Origin of the sequence: Streptomyces sp. NPDC093221 (assembly GCF_044753885.1) — a bacterium.
Lineage (GTDB): Bacteria > Actinomycetota > Actinomycetes > Streptomycetales > Streptomycetaceae > Actinacidiphila.
On record NZ_JBIVOA010000003.1, the window covers coordinates 248318 to 269379 of the forward strand.

Genomic DNA, 21062 nt, shown 5'->3' on the forward strand with positions numbered 1-21062 from the left:
CCGCGCCCGTACGCCCACCGGGGCCCACGGCGTCCGCCGGGACGCCGCACCCGCACCGACCGGAGAGGCTCGTCACTCGCTCACCGCCGCTACGGGTCCCCGCCGCGCCCGTACGCCCACCGGGGCCGACGGCGTCCGCCGGGACGCCGCACTCGCACCGACCGCAGAGGCGCGTCACTCGCTCACCGCCTCTTCCTCCGACAGCCGCAGGGCGTCGCGCAGTTCGGCCGTGGTCAGCTCCGCGAGCCAGTTCGCTGCCGCGGTGTCGCCCGCGCCGACGGCGCCGACGGCGGCGTCCGCGAGGGTGCGCTTGGCCTCGATCATCGCGTCGACGCGCTCCTCGACGGTGCCCGCGCAGACGAAGGTGCGCACCTGGACGTCGCGGGGCTGGCCGATCCGGAAGGCGCGGTCGGTGGCCTGGTCCTCGACGGCCGGATTCCACCAGCGGTCGATGTGCACGACCTGGCTGGCCGCGGTGAGGTTGAGGCCGGTGCCGCCCGCCTTGAGGGAGAGCAGGAAGACGGCGGGGCCGTCCGTCTCCTGAAAGCGGGCCACCATGTCCTCGCGGGCCCGCGCCGGGTCGCCGCCGTGCAGGAACAGCACCTCGGTGCCGAGCCGCCTGGCCAGGTGCGGGCGCAACAGGGCGCCGAAGGCCGCGTATTGGGTGAAGCACAGCGTCTTGTCGCCCGCGGCGAGCGCGGTCTCCAGCGTTTCCTCCAGACGGGCGAGTTTGCCGGAACGGCCGTCCAGAGACGAGCCGTCGCCGAGGAAGTGGGCGGGGTGGTTGCAGACCTGCTTCAGCTTGCCGAGGGCGGCCAGCACGTGGGCGCGGCGGCGCAGTCCGCGGGTCTCGTCCATGCGCGCGAGCATGTCGGCGACGACCGCGCGGTAGAGCGCGGCCTGCTCCGCGGTCAGATTGCACACCACCTTGATGTGCTGCTTCGCGGGCAGTTCGCGGGCGATGGCCGGATCGGACTTGAGCCGCCGCAGCACGAACGGCCCGGTGCGGCGGCGCAGTTCGGCCGCCACGGCCGCGTCGCCGTCGCGCTCGACGGGGATCGCGTACCGCTCCTTGAAAGCGCCCGCCGTACCGAACAGGCCGGGGTTCACCAGGTCGAGCAGCGCGTGCAGTTCGGCGAGGCGGTTCTCGACGGGGGTGCCGGTGAGGGCGATCCGGTGCCGGGCGGGCAGGGCGCGCAGCGCCCGGTACTGGTGCGTGGCGCTGTTCTTGACGCTCTGCGCCTCGTCCACGACCAGCCGCCGCCAGGTGACGGCGGCCAGCGCCTCGTGGTCGCGCTGCACCAGCCCGTAAGTGGTGATCACCAGGTCGGCGCCTCTTACCGCCGCGGCCAGTTCCGTACCGGTCAGCCGCCCCGCTCCGTGGTGCACGTACACCCGCAGCTCGGGTGCGAAGGCGGCGGTCTCGCGCCGCCAGTTGCCGACCAGCGACATCGGGCAGACGACGAGCGTCGGGCCGTACGCGCCCTGGTCGCGCCGGTCCGGGTCGCGCCGATCCGGGTCGCCGTCCCGGTCACCCTCCCGCTCGCCGTCCCGGTCGCGGTCCCGGTCACCCTCCCGCTCGCCGTCCCGCCCGCGTTCCACGGCGAGCAGCGCGAGGGTCTGGGCGGTCTTGCCCAGGCCCATGTCGTCGGCGAGCACGGCGCCGAGGCCGAGCCGGGACAGGAACGCGAGCCAGTCCAGGCCGCGTTGCTGGTATGGACGCAGGGTCGCGGTGAAGTCGGCGGGTACGGCGACCGGTTCCGGGCGGTGCTCCGCGCTGCCGCGCAGCAGTGCGCCGAGGCCGCTGAGCCGGTCCGCGGGGTCGTCGGCGGTGACCACGGTGACGGGCAGCCCCGCCTCGGCCGCCGTCGGGTCGAGGGCGATCCGCAGGGCCTGTCCCGTGGTCATGGTGCCGCTGCCCGCGCGTTCCAGGAAGGCCAGCACGGCGGCGATCCGCTCCGGGTCGACCTCGGTCCACTGGCCGCGCAGGCGTACCAGCGGCTGCCGGGCGGCGGCGAGCGCGGTGAGTTCCTTGTCGGTCAGCGCATGCTCGCCGAGGGCCACCCGCCAGCGGAAGGCCACGATCGCGTCCCGGTCGGCGATGCTCGACGTCTCGACGGTGCCGGGCTGCGGCTCCCGTACGGTCAGCGCCATGCCCAGCGCGGGCTTGCGCTGCCACCACGATGGGACCAGCACCCCGAAGCCCGCCTCCGTCAGCGCCGGGGCCGCCTCCCGCAGAAAGGCCAGCGCCCCGGCCCGGTCGAGCCGCAGCCCGGAGGGGCGCTCACCGGCCAGCGGGGTGCGCAGCGCCTGATACGTGCGGGCGGCGCGGGTCAGCGCGGCGAGCACCGTCTGCGGCGGGTCGTCGGCGTACCGCGTCAGCGCGGCCTGCGCGGGGCCGCGCGTCCACACCTCGGCGGCCTCGACGGTGAGCGACGGCTCGTCGACGGCCTGGACGAGGAAGTCGAGACTCCAGCCGTCGTCCTCCGCCCCGTCGCCCGGGCCCGCGCCGAGGTCGCCGCCGCGCGGTTCCGTCAGCCGGAAGCAGAGCCGCAGCGGCTGGTCGTCCGCGGCGGCCGACGCGTTCCAGGCGGCGAGCCGCTCCCCCAGCCGGGCCGTCTCGACCGGGTCGGCCGCGCGCATCCGGCCGTCCGCCGCGCCGAGGGCCACCGCCCACGCCTCGGCCGCTCCGGCCGCCTTCCCGCCCTTCACCAGCGGCCCCGCGTCCTCCAGCGCCGCCCGCGCCTCGCTGTCCACCAGGACGGCCATGACGTCCGTGACGAGCCCGGCCGCCGACCCTACGCCGTCGGCCGTGCCCAGGGTCAGCGTCGGCGGGACGGCCGCGGTCAGCCGGGCCAGCTCCTGGTGGCCCGCGGCGTCGGGCGCCGGGCGCCACCGGGCGTGCGGGACGCCGTCCTCGCGGACGAGTTCGGGCAGCAGCCTGCCCCGGCCGACCAGCCGCCACGCCAGGTCGTGGGCGGCGACCAGCCACCGCACGGAGGCGCCGTAGGGCAGCTCGGGCAGGTCGGCGTGCGACAGCTCGCCGAGGAGCTGGGCGGCCTGGCCGGGGGTGAACAGGACGGCCGGTACGGTCCAGGGCGCGAGCGCGCCGCGACCGTCGCCGGGAGCGGCCGGTGTCCGCAGTTCGGGCGACGGCCGGGGCCGCCCGGCGGCGGTGGGCAGCACGAGGCCCGCGGTCCCGCGCGCGGCGCGGCCCGCGAGCCAGCCCAGTCCTGGGCCGCCCGTCGAGAGCAGCCGTACGACCTCGGCGGCGGGCACGGCGAAGGGGTGCGTGGCGGGCGCGCCCGCCGGAGTCTCCCCGTCCGCGTCCCGGCCCGTCGCCGTCCTGGGACGACTACGAGGGGCAGGCTCCGCCGCCCGTGCGTCACCGGCGGCGGGCGGGCTCGTGCCGCCCGCCGTGCGCGGCGGTGTGTGTTCCGTCCACAAGGCGAGCCGCCGGTCCGCTCGCCACTGGGCGTGCAGAGCGAACACGGCGGCTGCCTTCCGTCGGCGACGGCTGATCGGCGGTTGATCAGCGGGAATGGTGGCTGCCGACAGCCTACGTCGAGGTCAGGACATCACCGGGGCGCCACCGGGGCCGCCCGTGGTGGCAGGGGTCACGCGGCGGGCGTGGTCCACTGCTGGTTGGCGGCCCCGGTGCAGTCCCAGATCTGGAGCCGGGTGCCGTTGGCCGAGCTGGGTCCCGTGGCGTCGAGGCATCTGCCCGACTGCGGGTTGACCAGGGTGTTGTTGGCGCCGTGCGTCCATTGCTGGGCGCCGGAGCCGTTGCAGTCGTAGAGCTGCGCCTGGGTGCCGTTGGCCGTGCCGCCGCTGGCCAGGTCGAGGCACTTGCCGAGCACCTGGAAGGTGGTGCCGGAGGCGGTCCACTGCTGGGCGGTGGTGCCGTTGCAGTCGTAGAGCTGCACGGCGGTGCCGTTGGCGCTGCTGGCGTTGGCGGCATCGGCGCACTTGCCGCCGTAGCCGGTGATGGTGCCGGTGTGGCCGGTGCCGCCGGTGCCCGTGCCCTGGGTGCCGTTCCAGGTGAAGGTGGCCGAGGCGCCGGCGGGCAGCGAGTAGGAGAAGTTCTCGTTGCCCCAGTTGGCCCGGATCGTCTGCGCGGACGACGTGTCGTTGTAGGCGATGAGCGCCTTGGACCCGTCGGGGTTGCGCCAGGCGACGTTCGGCACGCTGGTGTTGGCGGTGGAGGCGATCCGGTACGCGCCGGGCTTCACGAATTTCGTGAGGTGGCCCATCGTGTAGTACTCGATCGTGTAGTCGACCTGCCCGCTGCGGCTGTCGCCGTTGTGCACGGTGATCAGGCCGGTGCAGGTGCCGCAGCCGCCGTTGTGCGGACCCATGTTCTGGTCGACCGCCAGGCTCCATTTGACCCAGCTCTGGCCCCAGTTGCGGGTGTAGTCGATCAGATTGTGCATGTCCTCCTTCTGCTGGTTGGCGATCCAGGTGCCACCGGAGTGCTCGGTGTCGAAGGCGGGCAGATTCGGGTACTGGTTGTGGACGGTGGTCTGCTCGCTGACGTCACCGCCGTATCCGTGCCAGGCCAGACCGCCGAAGTTGGGGTCGTTGCGGATGGCCGCGTCGGTGACGGTGGGGGCGGCGTAGCTGTCGTACGTGTCCCAGTTCCAGTCCAGCGCGAGGACCTTGGTGGACAGTCCGGCCGCGTGCAGCGCGGGCAGCAGATTGGTCTTGGTGAAGTACGCCAGCCCCGCGCCGTTCCACTGCGCCGACGGGTAACCGCCGCAACACGTGGGCTCGTTCTGCACGGTGACGTAGTCGATCGGCACACCCTGCGCCTGGTACGCCTGGAGGTACTTGACGAAGTACTGCGCGTACGCGGCGTAGTACTGCGACTGCAACCAGCCCTGGCTGTAAGCGCCGTTGTCCTTCATCCACGGCGGCGGGGTCCAGGGGGTGCCCATCACCTTGACGTTGGGGTTGAGCTGACGCGCCTGCTTGGTGAGCGGCACGACGTCGGCCAGGTCGTGGGCGATGCTGAAGTGCGCGAGCGTCGGGTCGGTCTGCCCCGCGGGCATGTCGTCGTACGTGTAGTTGCCGCGGGCCAGGTCGGAGGCGCCCATCGGATTGCGCAGGAAGCCGAGGCCGATCCCGTTGACCGGGTCGAACAGCTTCTGCATCACGGTGTTGCGGGTCGAGGCGGACAGCGCGCCGCTGGAGTTCATCAGCCAGGCCGCGGTGTCGGTGAACGAGGCGCCGCCGCCGCTGAACTGCTGGTAGGTGGTCTTCTCGTCGACGGTGACGTTCTGTCCCGAGCCGCCGGTGCCGGTCGCGAAGGTGAGCGGCGTCTGCTGTTCGAGGCCCTTGACGACGTTGCGTCCGCCGGAGTCGGAGGTGGTGGTCAGATAGACCTGCACGCTCTCGCCCGCGGCGTGCGCGGTGGCCGGAACGGCCAGCATGGGGGTGACGGCCGCCGCGGCGGCGGCGAGCATCCCGACGAGTGTGCGCCGCAAGCGGCGTCTGCCCGCGTGGGGGCGGGTTGCTGCGCTCATGGGTCCGGTTGCCTTTCTACGGCTGAGATGGCATGGCCCTGACATGACGAAGTGGGCAGTCGTGGGGCGCCCACTTGTTTCATCACTTGTTTCACGACTTATATCGCGACGTGATTTAACTCGCGCGCCCTATAGGCGTCAAGGGATTGAACATGGGCTGAATCGCTGTAACGGAATGAAACAGCGGTGAATGCGTGCGGGCGGCCGGTGTGACCTGCGGCATTGGTCCAGACCGCGGGAAGAAGCGCGGCGGCGCGCGGGAGCGGGCTCCGGGGACGCACCTCTTTCCCCCGGCGGGCTCAGCCTCAGGGAGCGGGCTCAGCCTCAGCGGGCCGCCTCAGCGGGCGGGCTCAGCGCCCAGCGGGCGGGCTCAGCGCCGAGCGGGCGGGCTCAGCGAGCGGCTTCAGCGGGCGGCCTCAGCGCCGAGCGGGCGCCGTGCTTCCGCGCGGCACCAGGACCGGCGCCTCCAGCAGGATGTCGGCCACTTCCTGGCCGTCGACCAGCGCGAGCAGCGCGGCGGCGGCCCGCTCGCCGTACGCGGGCACGCGCCGGCTGACGGCGGTGAGCGCCGGGTGCACCAGACGGCACAGCTCGCTGTCGTCCCAGGCCACCAGGGACAGTTCGGCCGGGACCGGGATGCCCATCTCCTGCGTCACGCTCAGCGCGGCGACCGCCATCACGTCGTTGTCGTACACGATCGCGGTCGGCCGGTCGGCGCCGGACAGCAGGCGGCGGGTGGCGCGGGCGCCGTCCTCGCCGGAGTAGTCGGTGTACACACAGCTCACGCTGGTCAGGCCCAGTTCGGCCGCCGCCGCGTCGAACGCCTCGCCGCGCTCGCGGGTGTGCACGAAATGCGCGGGCCCCGCGACGCGGGCGATCCTCCGGTGCCCCATGGCGGCCAGATACGCCAGCGTCTCCCGTACGGCCTCCGCGTCGTTGAGCCACACCGACGGGACGCCGGGGACGCCCGCCGCGTGGCCGACCACCACGCCCGGCAGCTCCAACTCCCTGAGCAGGCCCAGCCGGTGGTCGTCGTCGCGCAGGTCGACCAGGAGCACGCCGTCCACCCGCCGCTCCCCCCACCAGCGGCGGTACGCGGCCTCCTCGGCGTCCGCGTCCTCGGTGACCTGGAGCAGCAGCGCCGTGCCGGTGGCGGCGAGACCGGCCTCGACGCCGGAGATGAGCTGCATGAAGAACGGCTCGATGCCCAGCACCCACGCGGGCCGGTCCACGACGAGTCCGATCGCGCCGCTGCGGCTGTTGGACAGCGCGCGGGCGGCGCTGCTCGGATGCCAGCCCATCCGCGCGGCGATCTCCAGAATCCGGGCCCTGGTCTGCGCCGACACCCCGGCCTTGCCGTTCAGCGCGTACGAGACCGCGCCCTTGGACACGCCCGCGGCGTCGGCGATGTCGGCGATGGTGGGACGCTTCACAGGGCTCACTCGGCCTCAAGGTGCCAGGGCCCGCGCGGGCCGTGCTCGGATGCGATCGGCACACACCTTAACAACGCTGAAACGTCGCCGCACCCTGTGTGACGGACTCCCATGGTGCCCTATGAGGCTGCTCCGCTCAACCGGTTCAGCGACTTCGAGCGCCCTGCGCGCGAGCGCCGCTCCGGCCCCGTCACGGCTCCCCCCGACCGGACCGCGTCCCGTACCGCCCGGCTGTGGCGGGGCGCCGGCTCCGGCGAAGGGGGCCGCCGGGAGGCACGCGCAACACGCGTACAGGGCCCGTGTGCGGCCCCTCCCGGCCGGGCCCCGCCCCTCACGCCCGTGTCGCCGCGATCTCCAGGCGTACGTAGTCCACGACCGGTTCGGCGAGCCGGGCGGCGACGGCCTTGACGAAGGGCTCACGGTCGTCGTCGGCCATGCCGTCGAGGTGGGCGCCGAGGACGACGGTGGCGAGGTAGGACTCCAGTTGGTCGCCGGGCTCGAAGCGGGCCGGGTCCGGCCGGAGGCCGACCTCGATGCCGGTGAACCCGGCGTCGGCGAGCTGCCGCCGGGTGTCCTCGACCCCGGCGAAGTCCCAGACGTCGGGCGCGCCGCCCAGGACGTCGGCCACGGCCGCGTTGACGGCCGCGATGTTGCCCCGGCCGCCGCATTCGCTGACCAGTCGGCCACCGGGGCGCAGCCGTCCGGCGAGCGAGGTGAAGAGCGCCGCGTGGTCGGCGATCCAGTGGAAGGCGGCGACGCTGAAGACGGCGTCCACCTCGCCGTCGAACGGCAGCGGTCGCGTCAGGTCGGCGTGGACGACCTCGACGCGGTCCAGCCGTCCGGCGAGGCGTTCGCGGAGCTGTTCCAGCATGCGGACGGAGCCGTCCACGGCCACCACCCGGCCGCGCGGCAGGAGGTCGAGCAGGCCCGCCGTGTCGCGGCCGGTGCCGCAGCCCGCGTCGAGCACCCGCTCGTCACCGGCCAGCGGCAGCCGCCCGAGCGTGCGCCGTCCCCAGCCGAGGTGCGGCAGGGGCAGCGAGTCGTATGTCTTGGCGTCCCATTCCCTCGGCATGGCGCGGCACTCCGTTCCCCGGCCCTCGGGCCGTCAGCTCCCGCCGCGGCACGGCGAGTTCAGCGGTCACGCTACGCCCGTCGTCCACATCATGACACCCGTATCTCACATAATGAGCTACAGGGTCGCTGACCAGGTCGGCTTGCGGTCCTTGTCGACCAGCGCCGCGCGCACGCCCTCCGCGAAGTCGGGGGTGAACGCCGTCGCGCACGCCCATGCCAGCTCGTCCGCCAGGCACTCCTCAAGCTCCGCGCGGGCGCCGCGCGCCAGCAGGTCGAAGGTGATCGCCAGGCTCGCGGGCGACGCGCGGCGCAGCGCCTCCAGCGTGTCGTCCGCCCACGCGCGGTCCTCGTCCTCCGCCACCAGCCGCGCCCACACCTCGCCGAGGTCGGGGGCCGCGAAGCAGCGTTCGATCGCGGCGAGGTGGTCCGTCAGCTCCGACGGCGGCGCGCCGACGTACCGCGCCAACGGCGCCTCCGCCGGGTCCGTGCCGTCGTCGCCGGTCAGCGCCGCCTCCAGCGCGGGCAGTTCGGCGGCGGGCACGTAATGCGTGGCGAGACCGCACGCCACGGCCGCCGCGCCCGACACGCGCACTCCGGTCAGCCCGAGATACCAGCCGACCGCGCCCGGCAGCCGGGGCAGGAAGTAGCTGGCGCCGATGTCGGGGAAGAAGCCGATCCCCGTCTCCGGCATGGCGAGCGCCGCCCGCTCGGTCACGACCCGCGCCGACCCGTGCACCGAGATGCCGAGGCCGCCGCCCATCGCGTAACCGTCGATCAGCGCCGTGTACGGCTTCGGGTACCGCGCGATCATCGCGTTGAGCCCGTACTCGGCCGTGAAGTACGTCTTCACCGCCGTCTCGTCCCCTGCGAGCGCCGCCGCCCGTACGGCCCTGATGTCACCGCCCGAGCAGAACGCCTTGGCCGACGTGCTGCGCACCACGACCGACCGTACGGCAGCGTCGTCGCGCCATCCCTCCAGCGCCTGCGTCATCAGCCGGACCATCGTCAGGTCCAGCGCGTTCAGCGCCCCCGGACGGTCCAGCTCGATCACCCCCGTGCCCCCTTCGCTCACACGGGTCCTCACGGGCGATCCGACGGCATCCATGCTGCTCCCCACGGCTTCCGGACCCCGCCACCGGAGCCTCACCCCCATCCAAACAGACGCCTCTCGACGCCCCGCGCGAGCGGCCCCGGCGCCGGCGGGCGGGCACGCGGGCGGGCAGGGGTGTGCGGAACCGTCTCACCAGGCCGACGCGCGGTACGCGCCCCCGAGGGACTTGGTACGCTCGGCGACGGGCCGTGACTGGCGCGCTGGGATGGGTTCAACCATCGGGAAGCGGCCCGCGCTGGAAGCGATGAAGTGCCGTGCGCCTGGGCCGTCCCGTTCCGATCAGGAGGACTCCCATGGCCGCTTCCGAGCCGTCTGCCAGCACCGCCTCAACCGCTTCAACCGCCTTCCGCAGCGCGCTGGACGTGATCCGCGGGGTCGAACCGCGCGTCGCGGACGCCATCGCGAACGAGCTGACGGACCAGCGCGAGATGCTGAAGCTGATCGCCAGCGAGAACTACGCGTCACCCGCCGTGCTGCTGGCGATGGGCAACTGGTTCAGCGACAAGTACGCCGAGGGGACCGTCGGCCGCCGCTTCTACGCGGGCTGCCGCAATGTGGACACCGTCGAGTCGCTGGCCGCCGAGCACGCGCGGACCGTGTTCGGCGCCGACCACGCCTACGTACAGCCGCACTCGGGCATCGACGCGAATCTGGTGGCCTTCTGGGCGGTGCTGTCGCAGCGGGTCGAGAGCCCGGCGCTGGCCAAGGCGGGCGTCAGGCAGGTCAACGACCTGTCGGAGGGGGACTGGGCGGAACTGCGCCGCGAATTCGGCAACCAGCGGATGCTCGGCATGTCCCTGGACGCGGGCGGCCACCTGACCCACGGCTTCCGCCCGAACATCTCGGGCAAGATGTTCGACCAGCGCAGTTACGGCACCGACCCGGCGACCGGTCTGCTGGACTACGACGCGGTACGGGCCACCGCCCGCGAATTCCGTCCGATGATCATCGTGGCGGGCTACTCGGCGTACCCCCGGCTGGTGAACTTCCGTCTCATGCGGGAGATCGCGGACGAGGTCGGCGCGACGCTCATGGTGGACATGGCGCACTTCGCCGGTCTGGTCGCGGGCAAGGTACTGACCGGCGACTTCGACCCGGTGCCGCACGCGAGCATCGTCACGACGACCACGCACAAGTCGCTGCGCGGCCCGCGCGGCGGCATGGTGCTGTGCGACGACTCGCTGGCCGAGCACGTCGACCGCGGCTGCCCGATGGTGCTGGGCGGCCCGCTGCCGCACGTCATGGCGGCGAAGGCCGTGGCGCTCGCGGAGGCGGCGCGGCCGGAGTTCGCCGACTACGCGCAGGCCGTCGTCGACAACGCGCGCTCCCTCGCCGAGGGGCTGCTGACCCGCGGCGCGAAGCTGGTGACGGGCGGCACCGACAACCACCTCGTGCTGATCGACGTCTCCGGCTACGGGCTGACCGGCCGCCAGGCCGAGGCCGCGCTGCTGGACGCGGGCATCGTCACCAACCGCAATTCGGTGCCGCAGGACCCGAACGGCGCCTGGTACACCTCCGGCATCCGGATCGGCACCCCGGCGCTCACCACGCGCGGGCTCGGCGCGGTCGAGATGGACGAGATCGCGGGCCTGATCGACACGGTGCTGTCCGGTACGACGGCCGCGCCCGCGAAGAGCGGCGGCCTGTCGAAGGCGAAGCACGTGCTGGACGCGGCGGTGGCGGAGCAGGTCGCCAAGCGCGCCACCGACCTGCTCGCGGGCTTCCCCCTCTACCCGGGCATCGACCTGAGCTAGCGCCCGCGGCCCGAACCGGGTCCTGGACCGGACTCCCCCGAACGCCGAGCGGGCCCTTCCCTTGCGGGAGGGCCCGCTCTGTTCGGCGGATCGACGGTTCGACGGATAGGCGTATTAACGGACCAACGGATCGACTCATCGGTTCAGGCGCTCACCGGCTCAGACGCTCACCGGCTCAGGCACTCGTCGACGAGCGCGCAGGCGGGCGAAGCCGTCACCCGCCCCGCCGGGCCCTAGCTGAATTGCCAGATCACGCCGTGGTGGGCGATCGTCAGCACCAGGACGACCAGCAGGTCGGCGACGCCGAGGGCGAAGCCAAGCAGCGCGCGCCCGCGGCGCTGGGTGCCGCGGCTGATCGCGACCAGGGCCAGCACGATGGCGACCGGGCCGAGCACGAGGTTGAGGACGAGCAGGCCGGGGAGGCCGAGCAGGAAGGACGCGACGGCCATGCCGTCGGCGTCACGGGTGTTCGCGGCCGGTGTGCCGGTCGCGACCGGGTGGGCTGCGGTGTTCACGGTGTTCCTTCCGGGAACTGTCGTGGTGGGCCGGGGTGTCGGGCCGGTAGGGGCCCGTGCCGCACGCGGAGTGCGGGGTGCGCGTCGGCGTGGGTTCAGCCGCGGTGCCGGGCGATGCCCTCGCGGACCGCGAAGCCGAACAGCCAGACGGCGATGGCGCCCGCGGCGACGAGGAAGACCGGCAGCGTGGTGTGGGCGGCGGCGCCCATCAGGACGCCCATGCCGAGCAGAAGGACGACGAGGCTCATGTCTGCTCCACCTCCGGGGAGTTGACGTTTCAGATAACACTTGTTCACTGACTTCATCAGTGTAGCGCCGGGCCGCGCTGGCCAAAGTCGGAGAACGGTTGTTTACTGAATGACATGAGTCACACTCCGGGGGTCCGCCAGGCACAGAAGCAGCAGACCCGGCAGTCGCTGCTGGACGCGGGCCTGCGGCTGCTGGAGCACCAGAACCTCAGCAGCCTGGGCCTGCGTGAGCTGACCCGGGAGATCGGCGTCTCCCCCGCCGCCTTCTACCGGCACTTCCCCGACATGGCCGACCTCGGCGTCGCCCTGGTCGCCGAGTCGCTGGGCAGCCTGCACACCGTGATCCGGGCGGTGCTGGCCGAGGGCGCCGACTCCGCGGAACTCATCGACCGGACGGTGGCGCTCACCGCGGCGTACGTGGCGGAGCACCGCGCACATGTCCGCTTCATCGCCCGCGAGCGGCACGGCGGCGTGGCGCGGGTCCGCGAGGCCATCGCCGCGGAGCTGAACGGTTTCGCCGACGAGGTGGCCGCAGGACTCGCCGCGCAGCCCGTCTCCGCGGGCTGGCCGGCCGACGACCTCCGCGTACTCGCCGAGCTGTACGTCGACCACATGGTGATGACGGCCGCGGCCTTCCTGGAGGCCCCCGCGGACGACCCGGCGGCGCGCGACCGCATCATCCACGCCGCCCGGATGCGCATGCGCGTCATCAGCATCGGCCGCGCCCACTGGCTCGACCCGGAGGCGTAGCGAGCCGGTCCGGGAGCGCGGGACGAGCCGGTCCGGGAGCGCGGGACGAGCCGGTCCGGGAGCGCGGAAAGGGGTGCCGCCGGTGCGAATGGAGACCCATCCGCACCGGCCGTCCCCCGTTGTCCCCCGCGCCTCCCCCGACACGGGACACCCACGATGCCCAGGGGCACCGGTGCCCCCGATCATGTCCCGGACAGGAGGTGCCAAGGGAGGGCATAACGCGCCACGCACCGGACCCAACACGCCACATGCCGCGTAAGCTGCCGGAACCCCTTCGCATGCACCACGCACCACGCACCACACACACCTCCCGACCCGACCCGACGAGCCGACTGCCCGAGGAGCCGGTCATGCCCCCCACCGCGACACCGCCCGTCGGCCCGGCAGGGCCCGCCGCCCCCGACCGGCTGACGGAGCCCGACCGGCTGACGGAGTGCGTCGTCGTGCCGCGCTTCATCGCCACCGCGGCCACCCCGAGCCTCGCGCAGGCGCGGCAGCTCGTACGGGCGGCGGGACTGCCGAACGTCCTGCACGGGCCGGAGACCGCGCGGACGCCGTCCGCGAACACCTACCGCCTCTGGGGCGCGGTGCTGGCCCGCACGGAGCGGCCGGACGCCGGGCTGCTGGCCGCCGCGGGCTACCGGCCGGGACTGCTCGACCTCTTCGACTACCTGTTGAGCACCGCACCCACCGTCGGCCAGGGCCTGGCCAGAGCCGCCTCGTACATCCATCTGGTGAGCAGCAATTCGGTGCTGACCAGCACTGAGTCGGGCGACGAGGTGAGCGTGGAGTACGCGGTGCGGCGCGGTGACGACGAACTGCGGGGCGTCGTCGCGGAGTTCGCCCTGTCGGTGGTCACCTCGCAACTGCGCCACGCCACCGGGACGGCCCTCACCCCGCTGCGGGTCTCCTTCACCCACCGGCGGCCACGCGGACACGGCGGCTACGGGGAGGCGTTCGGCGACGCGCCGGTGGACTTCGACGCCGAGGCGGACGCGATCACACTGCACCGCGCCGATCTGGAACGCCCGTTGGTCACCGCGGACCCGGCGCTCGCCGCGATCATGATGCGTACCGCGCGGACCGTACGGGTTCCACGGGCGGACACCGAGGGCGTCGCCGTGCCCGGTCTGCGCGAGGCGATCATCACCCAACTGCCCGACGGACGGCCCTCGTTGGCCGAAGCGGCGCGGCGGCTCGCGGTCAGCCCGCGCACCCTCCAGCGCCGTCTCGGCGAGTCGGGCACCACCTGGCGCGCCGAACTCGACGCCGTACGCCGGGAACGGTCCGCCGATCCCCGGCACGCGGGCGGCGGCTCCGCCCAGCGCGCGGCCCGCCTCGGTTTCGCCGAATCCCGGTCGCTGCGCCGCGCGATGAACCGCTGGGACGCGCGCGAGCGCGAGACCGGGCAGCATACGGATCGGGCGGACCGGGCGGACCAGGCGGAACAGGTGGGCCAGGACAGGGAAACGGAACGCGACAGGGAGTGGGGACGACGTGCGTGAGTCCGGTGAGCACACCGAGGGCGGCGACCCCGTCTGCTGGCTGAACCGCGTCTGCGACGAATGCGGTGCCTTCCGCGAGGACATGACGGCCCGCGCCTGCGCCCGCTGCGGTACGCCGTTCCCGACGGGTGACGGCGTCGGGCCGGGCCAGGCCCGCGAGCACCCCGACCGCACCGACCACGACTCCCCCTCCGACTGACCCCGCAGCCCGCCCCAGCCCGCAGAGAGCCGCCCGCATGCCCGGACCCGACCGCGTCCTCGTCTTCAGCGCCACCGCGGCGTACCGGCACGACTCCATACCGGCCGGGGCCGCCGCCCTCACCGAGATCGCGGCGGACCACGGACTGCGCGTCCACCACACCGAGGACAGCGCGGAGTTGGGGGCAGCCGTGCTCGACGGCTGCGCGGCCGTCGTCTTCCTCTCCCCCACCGGTGACGTCCTCGACGACCTGACCCGTCGTCACCTGCGGGCCTACGTCACGGACGGCGGCGGTTTCCTCGGCGTCCACGCCGCCGCCTGCGCGGAGGAGCACTGGCCGTACTACGAAGAGCTGGTCGGCGCCCGCTTCGACGGGCACCCGGAGATCCAGCGGGCCGAGGTGACCGTCGAGGACCGTACGCACCCGGCGACCGCGCACCTGCCGGAGCGCTGGACATGGACCGACGAGTGGTACAACTTCCGCGCCGGTCCCCGCGATGCCGGCCGGGCCACCGGCGCGGACGCGGGCGTACGTGTGCTGGCCTCGGTGGACGAGCGGGGCTACACCGGCGGCACGATGGGCGCCGACCATCCGCTGGTGTGGTGCCGTCGCCTGGGTGCGGGCCGCTCGTTCTACACGGCGCTGGGCCACGACACGACGGCCTACGCCGACCCGGACTTCCGCGCCCACCTGCGCGGCGCGCTCCTGTGGTGCGCCGCGAAAGGCCCGTCCGGCGACGGGAACTGACGGCGGATCACGCAGCCGGAGGGCGCGCGGGGGCCAACCATGCGCCGCAAATCTGCGCGTTCGCGGGCGCAATCGGCTACCGCGCTACTACCCTGAGTCGCCGCGGGGTTGGCGAGGCGGAGCCGGGAGGGCCGGATGGACGCAGAGCCTAGGAACGGAACGGAGCCCGTACGGTCGGGCGGCCGGCCGGCGGAGCAGTTCGACCAGTTACTCCGCCGTGCGGAGAACGGGGAACGGGTGGAACCCGTCCTGGCCGCGGAGGTGCGCACCGCGCTGATGCACTACTGCGGCCTCCAGTCGTGCCGTCACACCAAGGGCCCGCCGCGCAAGCTGAACCGGCGCACCTTCCGGCACAGCTTCCTGCTGCCGGACGGCACCGTCCGCGTGGTGTGGGAGCTCGAACACAACGCGGGGCCGGACGACGGCGCCGTGCACCGCGCCGTCTTCACCGAGCGCGAGGACCTGACGCTCGCCGAGTGGGAGGTCGACGCGGTCTTCGGCGGCTCCCCGGGACCGCGCGACCTCGCCCCGGACGCGCCCGCGTCGCCGTACGAGGACACGTTGCCCGCGACCGCGACCGGGCTGCTCGCCGACACCCCCGACGCCTTCCGTCGCGCGTACACCGAGGGCGACTCCGCCGAGCACGCCTGGCGGCTGCTGCGCCGCGCGACCAACGCCAACGCGCCCGGCCAGGACGTCCGCGGCAGGCTGCGCGCCGCGATCGCGCACGACATCAGCATCGTCACCCGCCGCAGCGCCCTGATCCGGGGCCGCCATGTGTCGTGGTCGCTGTACGAGCACGCGTTCCTGCTGCTGGACGGCACCGAGGTGAGCCTGTGGGAGATCGACCACACCCGCACACCGAGCGGCGACCCGGTGTGCGAGGTCTACGCGTCGCAGGACGCGGCCCTGGACACGGCGGTACGGCGGATCGAGGCGACCTGAGGACGTCGATCCGTACGGGCACGGGCTAAAGGGCGGCCCCCACCGCGCCGTTGGCCGCGGCACGCGCGCGGGCGACGGCCGCGGCGAGGTCGGCGGCGCCGATGATCTCCTCGTGGGTGCCGTGGCTCCCGCAGGCGTAGGCACCGGAGACCGAACCTGCGAGCACGCACTCCGCCAGGTCGCGCCCGGCGAACCGGGCGTGCAGGAAGGCGGTGAGGAAGGCGTCACCGGCTCCGTTGCTGTCCACGACCGGGCGTTCGGGGGTGACGGCGGGGAAGTGCCGCGGCCGGTCGTCGCCGCGGGCCAGGACGTGGCAGCCCGCGGCGCCGTCGGTGGCGACGACCAGCGAGGCCCTGCCCCGCTCGACGATCCGCAGCATCACCGCGCCGATCCCCTCGCCCACCGAGGCGGCGCTGAGGAAGACGAGATCCGCGCCGTACGCCCACGGGTGGGCGGAGGCGTCCTCGCCGTCCCAGGCGTGCAGGTCGGTGGAGACGGTGCGGCCCAGCCGGGCGGCGTCGGCGAACACGTCCTGGGCCAGGGGCGATCGGGAGATGTGCACATGGCGGGCGCGGGCCAGGTGGGGCAGGTAGAAGGCGCTCGGCAGCCGCAGGCCGTCCGGGTGGCGGCCGTCGTAGAAGGAGAAGCGCCGCCCTTCGCGGTCGACCAGGTTGACGCTGCGCGGGGTGCCCGCGGGCGCGGGCAGATGGCTGAAGTCGAGCCCGGCGGACGCGTACCGCTCCAGGATCATCCGGCCCTGCGCGTCGTCGCCGAGGAAGTCGATGAATTTGGTGGTCAGGCCGAGCGCGTGGAAGCCGAGGGCGACGCCGTTGCCGGTGTGCGCGACATAGTCGCGGATCGGCGGGACGCCGACCGAGTCGCTGTCGGGGATGGCGAAGTCGTCGACCCGCACGATGGTGTCCACGCCGGTGCCGCCGACCACGAGGACGTCGTAGTCGGGGCTCGCGGAACCGGGGCTTTCGGAACCGGGCGCGTCCGCGCCCCGTACCTCGGCGTCCGTCGCGTCGCGGCCCTGCGGTGCGGTGGTCATCGGCGGTCTCCCTCGTGGTCACCGCGGCGCGCGGCGTGGTCCTGGTGCGCGGTCAGTATCAGCAGCGACAGCCGGGACAGCGGCGGCACCGGGTCGGTGCGGCCCGCCCGCTGCCAGGCGATGATGATCGTCAGTCTGATCATCTTCCGGGCGACGTACAACAGCAACGCGGCCATGGGCAGTTCGGCGAGGCCGGCGGTGAGCAGCGAGCCGACCCTGTCGTCGCTGTTCCAGTCGAGGACGACGTCGAACCAGGCGTCGCAGATCAGCAGGGTGCCGGTGACGATCGCCCACGGGATGAAGATCTGGAGCCGCCGCCAGGCGCACAGCGCGGTGACGCCGATCGCGAGGATCAGCGCGCAGTCGAAGCCGACCCACGCGAAGCGCCACTGGCTGACCACCCGGTGGCTCGGGAGGCTCGCCAGCAGGTAGCCGATCCAGGGGATGAGGAAGATGAAGCTTCCGGTGACGACCGCGAGGAACATCTGGCGCATGTGACGCACGTGAGGATCGTGCGGCGAGGGAACCCCGGTAAGCATGGCGTCCACTGTGCCGGATCGTCGCTCCGGAGGTCACCTCACGGTCGTCCCGTGGTCGTGTGTCGCGTTCTCGTCACTCTTTCCCTGCCCGGAGGAGTCGTCCGAGCCGGAATTCGACCCCGCGCCGGAGCCCTGCTCAGAGCCGGAATTCGACCCCGCGCCCGAGCCGACGTCCTGGCCGGGGGCCGTGGCGCCCGGCGACGGCGGCGCGGACGTGCCCGGCCCGGTCGGCGCGCCCCCGGTGGGCCAGGTGTAGCCGTCGGTGTCGACGGGGTCGGTCGTGGCGGCCGGGGCGGACTGCCCGTGCGCGAGCACCCGGCGGCAGTAGTCGGCGATCCGCTCCTTGCGGCCCGCCTCCCCCTGGAGCCGGGCGACCAGCCACGGATCGGCGTGCCCGCCGTGCCGGGTGGCCTGCGTATAGCCGCGGCACAGCGCCTTGAGCACGGCCTGGTGGTTCCTGTCCGACGGCTTGTACGGGCCGGGGTGGTGCGGGGCGCGCGGGTCGCCGTGCCGGTGTCCCCCGTCGTCCCCGGTGGGGGACGGCGAGGCGCTGCGGGGCGCGTCGGTGCCGGGCGCGGGCGGGGGGGTCGTGCGCGGTACGGCGGCGCCCGGTCCGTCGGCGGTCCCGCCGGCGCCACCGGCGGCGAGGGGACCCGCGTGGAAGGCGCCGCCGCGGAAGGGCCCGGGCAGCACGCCGGTCCCGGCGGCCACGGCCACCCCGCTCACCGCGAAGACCGCGACGAGTCCCCCGGCCAGCGCCTTCGCGGACCGCCCCGACACCACCAGCCGCCGTCCCTCGTCGGCGCCGCCGGTACGGCGCGCGGCCCGGAAGGCGGCCAGCGCGGCCTGTTCGCGCTCGGGGTCGACCTCGGTGTCCCCGGACGCGGCCGTCAGCAGCCGCAGCAGTGTGAAGAACCGGGCGTCGGCGACCTCGTGGAGGGTGCCGGGTTCGGCGGGGCACTCGCCCTTGGTGACGACGCTCAGCAGCCGTTCGGCGGTCACCGGGTCCGGCCAGGTGCCCACGTCACGTCCGTCGTCCATCTCACGCCTCCCCGGCATCGTCACCCACCACCTCGTCGGCGCCGCCGCGCCCCGGCCCGTCCGCGCCCGCGACCCGTCGGCGTCCGACGACCGCCGGCCCGCCCGAGTCCGTACACGCGATGTCCGTGCGCGCGGTTTCACCACGCGCGATGTCCTTACCTCCGGCGCCCGTACCGGCCGGGTCCGTGACGTCCGCGTCCGTAGTGCCGACCTCCCCGCCGGATTCCGCGGGCGCCACCGCGCGTCCGCGCGGCTCGCGGGCTCCGGCGCCCAGCTGTTGGGCGAGGCGGCGCAGGCCGCGGTAGGCGGCGGTGCGTACGGCGCCGGGGCGTTTGCCGAGGACGTCGGCCGCCGCGGGTGCGCTCAGGCCGATCACGACGCGGAGCAGGACGGCCTCGGCCTGGTCGCGCGGGAGCGCGGCGATCAGGGCGAGCGCGCGGGCGGTGGACAGATTGTCGAGGGCGGTGCCCGCGGAGTCGGGCACGGGGACCGGCTCGGCCGCGGCGGGGTCGAGGACGGTGGTGCGGGGGCGGGACTTGAGCCGGCGTATGTGGTCGAGGGCGCGGTGCCTGGCGATGGTGGCCGCCCAGCCGCGGAAGGCGGCGCCGTCACCGCGGAAGGCGTGCAGGTCGCGGACGATGTCGTGCCACGTGTCGGAGGCGATGTCGTCGGCGTCGTCGCCGACCAGGCCGCGCAGGTAGCCGAGCAGCATCGGCTGCACCTCGCGGTAGACGACGGTGAACGCGGCCTCGTCCCCGGCTCTCGCGCGGGTCACCGCGCGGCCGAGTTCCGCGCCGTCCGTCCCCGCGCGCCGTCGCGTACCGGCCCTGACCACCGCGTCCTCTTCGTACATCGCGGCACCGCGCACCGTGCCCATGCCCCCGGAGCGGCCGGACCCCCGGGGTTGCCGTCCCGTCTGGTACAGCGTCGCGGCCCCGGCAGGTGTCACCGCGGACCCCGTCCGGCGCGGGACGGCTCGGTACGTCGTTCCGGGTGCGGGCGTACCGGGCCCGCGCCCGTGGGACCCGCGAACCGGCGGGCGCGGCCGGGGGGCGGACCGTACTGTGTGCGCGCCGGACCGTGCATACCGCCTCCGCTCAGCGAGCCGACCGCTCCCGGTGGGCGGTACGTGGCTCTACTCCCCACAGCGCCCACGGCGGCGAAAGCGTCACTCGCGCCCCACACGCCACGGCCGGCGGACGGTCGCCTTCCGGTCCACGGGAGCGGGCGGCGGCGGAGCGGGGGCTCGGGTGGGCGCGGGTGGTCGGGGGTCGGACGGGCGGGGGTCGGACCGGCGGGGACGGGAAAGCGCACGGCCGCCTTCCCCGCCCTGCCGCGAGCGGGGAGAGCGCGGTGGCGGGGAAGGCGGCCGGCGGCATCAGTGCGGCAGCAGCGGCGGGTTGGCCCGGCGGACCAGTTCCAGCGCCTGCTGGGTGAACCACGCGCCCGCCGCCGGGTCCGCGTAGCCGCGTTCCGGGTCGTTCGGGCCCGCGGTGCCGCGGGTGCACTGGCCGTCGGACTCGCCCGGGATCTTCACCCAGAGCTTCGCGTCGGCCAGCGGGTCGCCGGTGTTCAGGGTCGGCCTTGCCCCGAGGCCACGGCCGGGGGGATTGCACCAGTCCTGCGCGTCGGTGTAGACGCCGGACGGCGGGGTCCAGGGGCCCTGGCCGTTGCGGCTGGTGTCGGTGACGAAGTGCTTCATGGCGGACGGCGCGGTGTGCACGTTCGCGGTCAGCCAGGTCTGCGCGTCGTTGACCGGCCAGTACTGGTTGGGGCAGGCGGCGGTGTCGCCGCCGCCCGCCGCGTAGGCGAGGCAGGACGAGATGAGCTTGCCGTACCAGGCGAGTTCGCTGTCCGAGCGGTAGTTGGAGATGTTCAGGTAGAAGCCGGTGGCGTCGCCGACGCCCGCCTCCACCAGCCGGGGGACGATGTCGTTGACGTTGTGCCAGCCGCTGTGGCCCGCGTCCAGGTAGACCTTGGTGCCCGCTTGCGGCTCCAACGCCTCGACGGCGTAGTGGATTTCGTCGTAGCGCGCGGCCGTGAGGGTGCCCTGCGCGTCGTCGGCGCCGCAGTCGGACGGGAGCAGCGCCAGCGAGTCGGGTTCGAGGATCACCGTGGCGGGCGGCGCCCCGATGCCGCGCTTGACGGCGTCGATCCACGCCTCGTACTCGGCGGTGTTGGCGGCGCCGCCCGCCGAGTACTGGGCGCAGTCGCGGCCGGGGATGTTGTAGAGCGCGAGCACCGGCAGCGCGTGGCGGCGGGCGGCGTCGGTGACGGTCTTGTGGACCGAGCTCTCCACCTGGGCGGGTGTCCCGTCGCCGTACCAGACGGCCTGCGGGGTCAGGGTCATCGCCAACACCCCTGCCGCGTCCCGGAATTGCCCGTGCCGCAGCAGGTCCAGGATCTGCCGGTTCCCGTCCGCGTTGGCGGGCGGGGTGTAGAGCGCGGCGGGCGGGCGCGGGGCGGGGTTCGTGCCGTGACCGGTCGTCGCGTGCGCCGGGGCGACGGCGACGGCGGCCAGCGCGGCGGTGGCCGTGGCGGCGGTGACGAGCGTACGGGCGGTACGTGCGCGGACGCGTGCGGGCATGCGGGTGGACTCCTCGGTACGGCGGGACGGAGTGCGG

General features: G+C 74.0%; 17 protein-coding genes, 1 pseudogene and 1 riboswitch. Of the genes and pseudogenes, 6 read left to right on the forward strand and 12 right to left on the reverse strand.

Features of this window, described 5'->3' with window-relative positions; all coding sequences use genetic code 11:
• Positions 1-174 precede the first annotated feature (174 nt).
• The 5 genes from ACIQCJ_RS13130 to ACIQCJ_RS13150 form a co-directional block, all read right to left on the reverse strand.
• Positions 175-3492: an SNF2-related protein gene (locus ACIQCJ_RS13130; RefSeq protein WP_402711402.1), complete on the reverse strand. Its 3318-nt coding sequence runs from the start codon at positions 3490-3492 to the stop codon at positions 175-177.
• Positions 3493-3617: 125 nt separating this feature from the next.
• Positions 3618-5525, reverse strand: a complete 1908-nt coding sequence (locus ACIQCJ_RS13135; RefSeq protein ID WP_402711403.1) for a ricin-type beta-trefoil lectin domain protein — start codon at positions 5523-5525, stop codon at positions 3618-3620.
• 416 nt (positions 5526-5941) lie between these two features.
• Positions 5942-6958: a LacI family DNA-binding transcriptional regulator gene (locus ACIQCJ_RS13140; protein ID WP_402711404.1), complete on the reverse strand. Its 1017-nt coding sequence runs from the start codon at positions 6956-6958 to the stop codon at positions 5942-5944.
• Positions 6959-7289: 331 nt separating this feature from the next.
• Positions 7290-8030: a methyltransferase domain-containing protein gene (locus ACIQCJ_RS13145; protein ID WP_391045759.1), complete on the reverse strand. Its 741-nt coding sequence runs from the start codon at positions 8028-8030 to the stop codon at positions 7290-7292.
• Between the two features lie 117 nt (positions 8031-8147).
• Positions 8148-9104: an enoyl-CoA hydratase/isomerase family protein gene (locus tag ACIQCJ_RS13150; RefSeq protein ID WP_402711405.1), complete on the reverse strand. Its 957-nt coding sequence runs from the start codon at positions 9102-9104 to the stop codon at positions 8148-8150.
• Positions 9105-9321: 217 nt separating this feature from the next.
• A riboswitch (ZMP/ZTP riboswitch) is annotated at positions 9322-9416 on the forward strand.
• 20 nt (positions 9417-9436) lie between these two features.
• Between ACIQCJ_RS13150 and ACIQCJ_RS13155 the strand changes: the two genes are divergently transcribed.
• Positions 9437-10897 carry a glycine hydroxymethyltransferase gene (locus ACIQCJ_RS13155; protein ID WP_391163215.1) on the forward strand — a complete coding sequence of 487 codons (1461 nt, stop codon included), beginning with the start codon at positions 9437-9439 and terminating at the stop codon, positions 10895-10897.
• 233 nt (positions 10898-11130) lie between these two features.
• On the opposite strand, the gene ACIQCJ_RS13160 is transcribed toward ACIQCJ_RS13155, so the two are convergent.
• Complete coding sequence (locus ACIQCJ_RS13160) at positions 11131-11346, reverse strand: DUF4190 domain-containing protein (protein WP_402711732.1); 216 nt, start codon at positions 11344-11346, stop codon at positions 11131-11133.
• A 161-nt stretch (positions 11347-11507) separates the two neighbouring features.
• Entirely contained in the window at positions 11508-11660 is a 153-nt protein-coding gene (locus ACIQCJ_RS13165) for a hypothetical protein (RefSeq protein WP_355346770.1), read from the reverse strand.
• Positions 11661-11774: 114 nt separating this feature from the next.
• Between ACIQCJ_RS13165 and ACIQCJ_RS13170 the strand changes: the two genes are divergently transcribed.
• The 5 genes from ACIQCJ_RS13170 to ACIQCJ_RS13190 all read left to right on the forward strand — a co-directional run bounded on the left by ACIQCJ_RS13170 (position 11775) and on the right by ACIQCJ_RS13190 (position 15807).
• Complete coding sequence (locus tag ACIQCJ_RS13170) at positions 11775-12410, forward strand: TetR family transcriptional regulator (RefSeq protein ID WP_355346773.1); 636 nt, start codon at positions 11775-11777, stop codon at positions 12408-12410.
• Between the two features lie 350 nt (positions 12411-12760).
• Positions 12761-13915 carry an AraC family transcriptional regulator ligand-binding domain-containing protein gene (locus tag ACIQCJ_RS13175; RefSeq protein ID WP_402711406.1) on the forward strand — a complete coding sequence of 385 codons (1155 nt, stop codon included), beginning with the start codon at positions 12761-12763 and terminating at the stop codon, positions 13913-13915.
• Entirely contained in the window at positions 13908-14114 is a 207-nt protein-coding gene (locus tag ACIQCJ_RS13180) for a hypothetical protein (protein WP_355346779.1), read from the forward strand. Before ACIQCJ_RS13175 ends, ACIQCJ_RS13180 begins: the two co-directional genes overlap by 8 nt.
• Before the next feature lie 37 nt (positions 14115-14151).
• On the forward strand, positions 14152-14862 hold the full coding sequence (locus ACIQCJ_RS13185; protein WP_402711407.1) for a ThuA domain-containing protein: 711 nt from the start codon (positions 14152-14154) through the stop codon (positions 14860-14862).
• A 135-nt stretch (positions 14863-14997) separates the two neighbouring features.
• Positions 14998-15807: a DUF6227 family protein gene (locus tag ACIQCJ_RS13190; protein ID WP_402711408.1), complete on the forward strand. Its 810-nt coding sequence runs from the start codon at positions 14998-15000 to the stop codon at positions 15805-15807.
• Positions 15808-15832: 25 nt separating this feature from the next.
• On the opposite strand, the gene ACIQCJ_RS13195 is transcribed toward ACIQCJ_RS13190, so the two are convergent.
• The 5 genes and pseudogenes from ACIQCJ_RS13195 to ACIQCJ_RS13215 all read right to left on the reverse strand — a co-directional run bounded on the left by ACIQCJ_RS13195 (position 15833) and on the right by ACIQCJ_RS13215 (position 21025).
• On the reverse strand, positions 15833-16858 hold the full coding sequence (locus tag ACIQCJ_RS13195; protein ID WP_402711409.1) for a carbohydrate kinase family protein: 1026 nt from the start codon (positions 16856-16858) through the stop codon (positions 15833-15835).
• Positions 16855-17361, reverse strand: a complete 507-nt coding sequence (locus ACIQCJ_RS13200) for a hypothetical protein (RefSeq protein ID WP_355346790.1) — start codon at positions 17359-17361, stop codon at positions 16855-16857. The genes ACIQCJ_RS13195 and ACIQCJ_RS13200 overlap by 4 nt, the downstream gene beginning before the upstream one ends.
• 69 nt (positions 17362-17430) lie before the next feature.
• Positions 17431-18438: a hypothetical protein gene (locus ACIQCJ_RS13205; protein WP_402711410.1), complete on the reverse strand. Its 1008-nt coding sequence runs from the start codon at positions 18436-18438 to the stop codon at positions 17431-17433.
• A 265-nt stretch (positions 18439-18703) separates the two neighbouring features.
• Positions 18704-19291 (reverse strand): annotated as a pseudogene (locus ACIQCJ_RS13210) (RNA polymerase sigma factor); the annotation flags it as partial.
• A 525-nt stretch (positions 19292-19816) separates the two neighbouring features.
• Positions 19817-21025 (reverse strand): glycoside hydrolase family 6 protein, encoded by a 1209-nt coding sequence (locus ACIQCJ_RS13215; protein WP_402711411.1) that lies wholly within the window; start codon positions 21023-21025, stop codon positions 19817-19819.
• Positions 21026-21062: the final 37 nt, after the last annotated feature.

What these genes read in the sequence shown, in the direction of transcription:
- ACIQCJ_RS13155 (WP_391163215.1), top strand. Translation starts at nt 9,437, where the DNA reads ATGGCCGCTTCCGAGCCGTCTGCCAGCACCGCCTCAACCGCTTCAACC.
- ACIQCJ_RS13215 (WP_402711411.1), bottom strand. Translation starts at nt 21,025, where the DNA reads ATGCCCGCACGCGTCCGCGCACGTACCGCCCGTACGCTCGTCACCGCC.
- ACIQCJ_RS13195 (WP_402711409.1), bottom strand. Translation starts at nt 16,858, where the DNA reads ATGACCACCGCACCGCAGGGCCGCGACGCGACGGACGCCGAGGTACGG.
- ACIQCJ_RS13145 (WP_391045759.1), bottom strand. Translation starts at nt 8,030, where the DNA reads ATGCCGAGGGAATGGGACGCCAAGACATACGACTCGCTGCCCCTGCCG.
- ACIQCJ_RS13185 (WP_402711407.1), top strand. Translation starts at nt 14,152, where the DNA reads ATGCCCGGACCCGACCGCGTCCTCGTCTTCAGCGCCACCGCGGCGTAC.
- ACIQCJ_RS13205 (WP_402711410.1), bottom strand. Translation starts at nt 18,438, where the DNA reads ATGGACGACGGACGTGACGTGGGCACCTGGCCGGACCCGGTGACCGCC.
- ACIQCJ_RS13160 (WP_402711732.1), bottom strand. Translation starts at nt 11,346, where the DNA reads ATGGCCGTCGCGTCCTTCCTGCTCGGCCTCCCCGGCCTGCTCGTCCTC.
- ACIQCJ_RS13135 (WP_402711403.1), bottom strand. Translation starts at nt 5,525, where the DNA reads ATGAGCGCAGCAACCCGCCCCCACGCGGGCAGACGCCGCTTGCGGCGC.
- ACIQCJ_RS13165 (WP_355346770.1), bottom strand. Translation starts at nt 11,660, where the DNA reads ATGAGCCTCGTCGTCCTTCTGCTCGGCATGGGCGTCCTGATGGGCGCC.
- ACIQCJ_RS13190 (WP_402711408.1), top strand. Translation starts at nt 14,998, where the DNA reads ATGGACGCAGAGCCTAGGAACGGAACGGAGCCCGTACGGTCGGGCGGC.
- ACIQCJ_RS13170 (WP_355346773.1), top strand. Translation starts at nt 11,775, where the DNA reads ATGAGTCACACTCCGGGGGTCCGCCAGGCACAGAAGCAGCAGACCCGG.
- ACIQCJ_RS13175 (WP_402711406.1), top strand. Translation starts at nt 12,761, where the DNA reads ATGCCCCCCACCGCGACACCGCCCGTCGGCCCGGCAGGGCCCGCCGCC.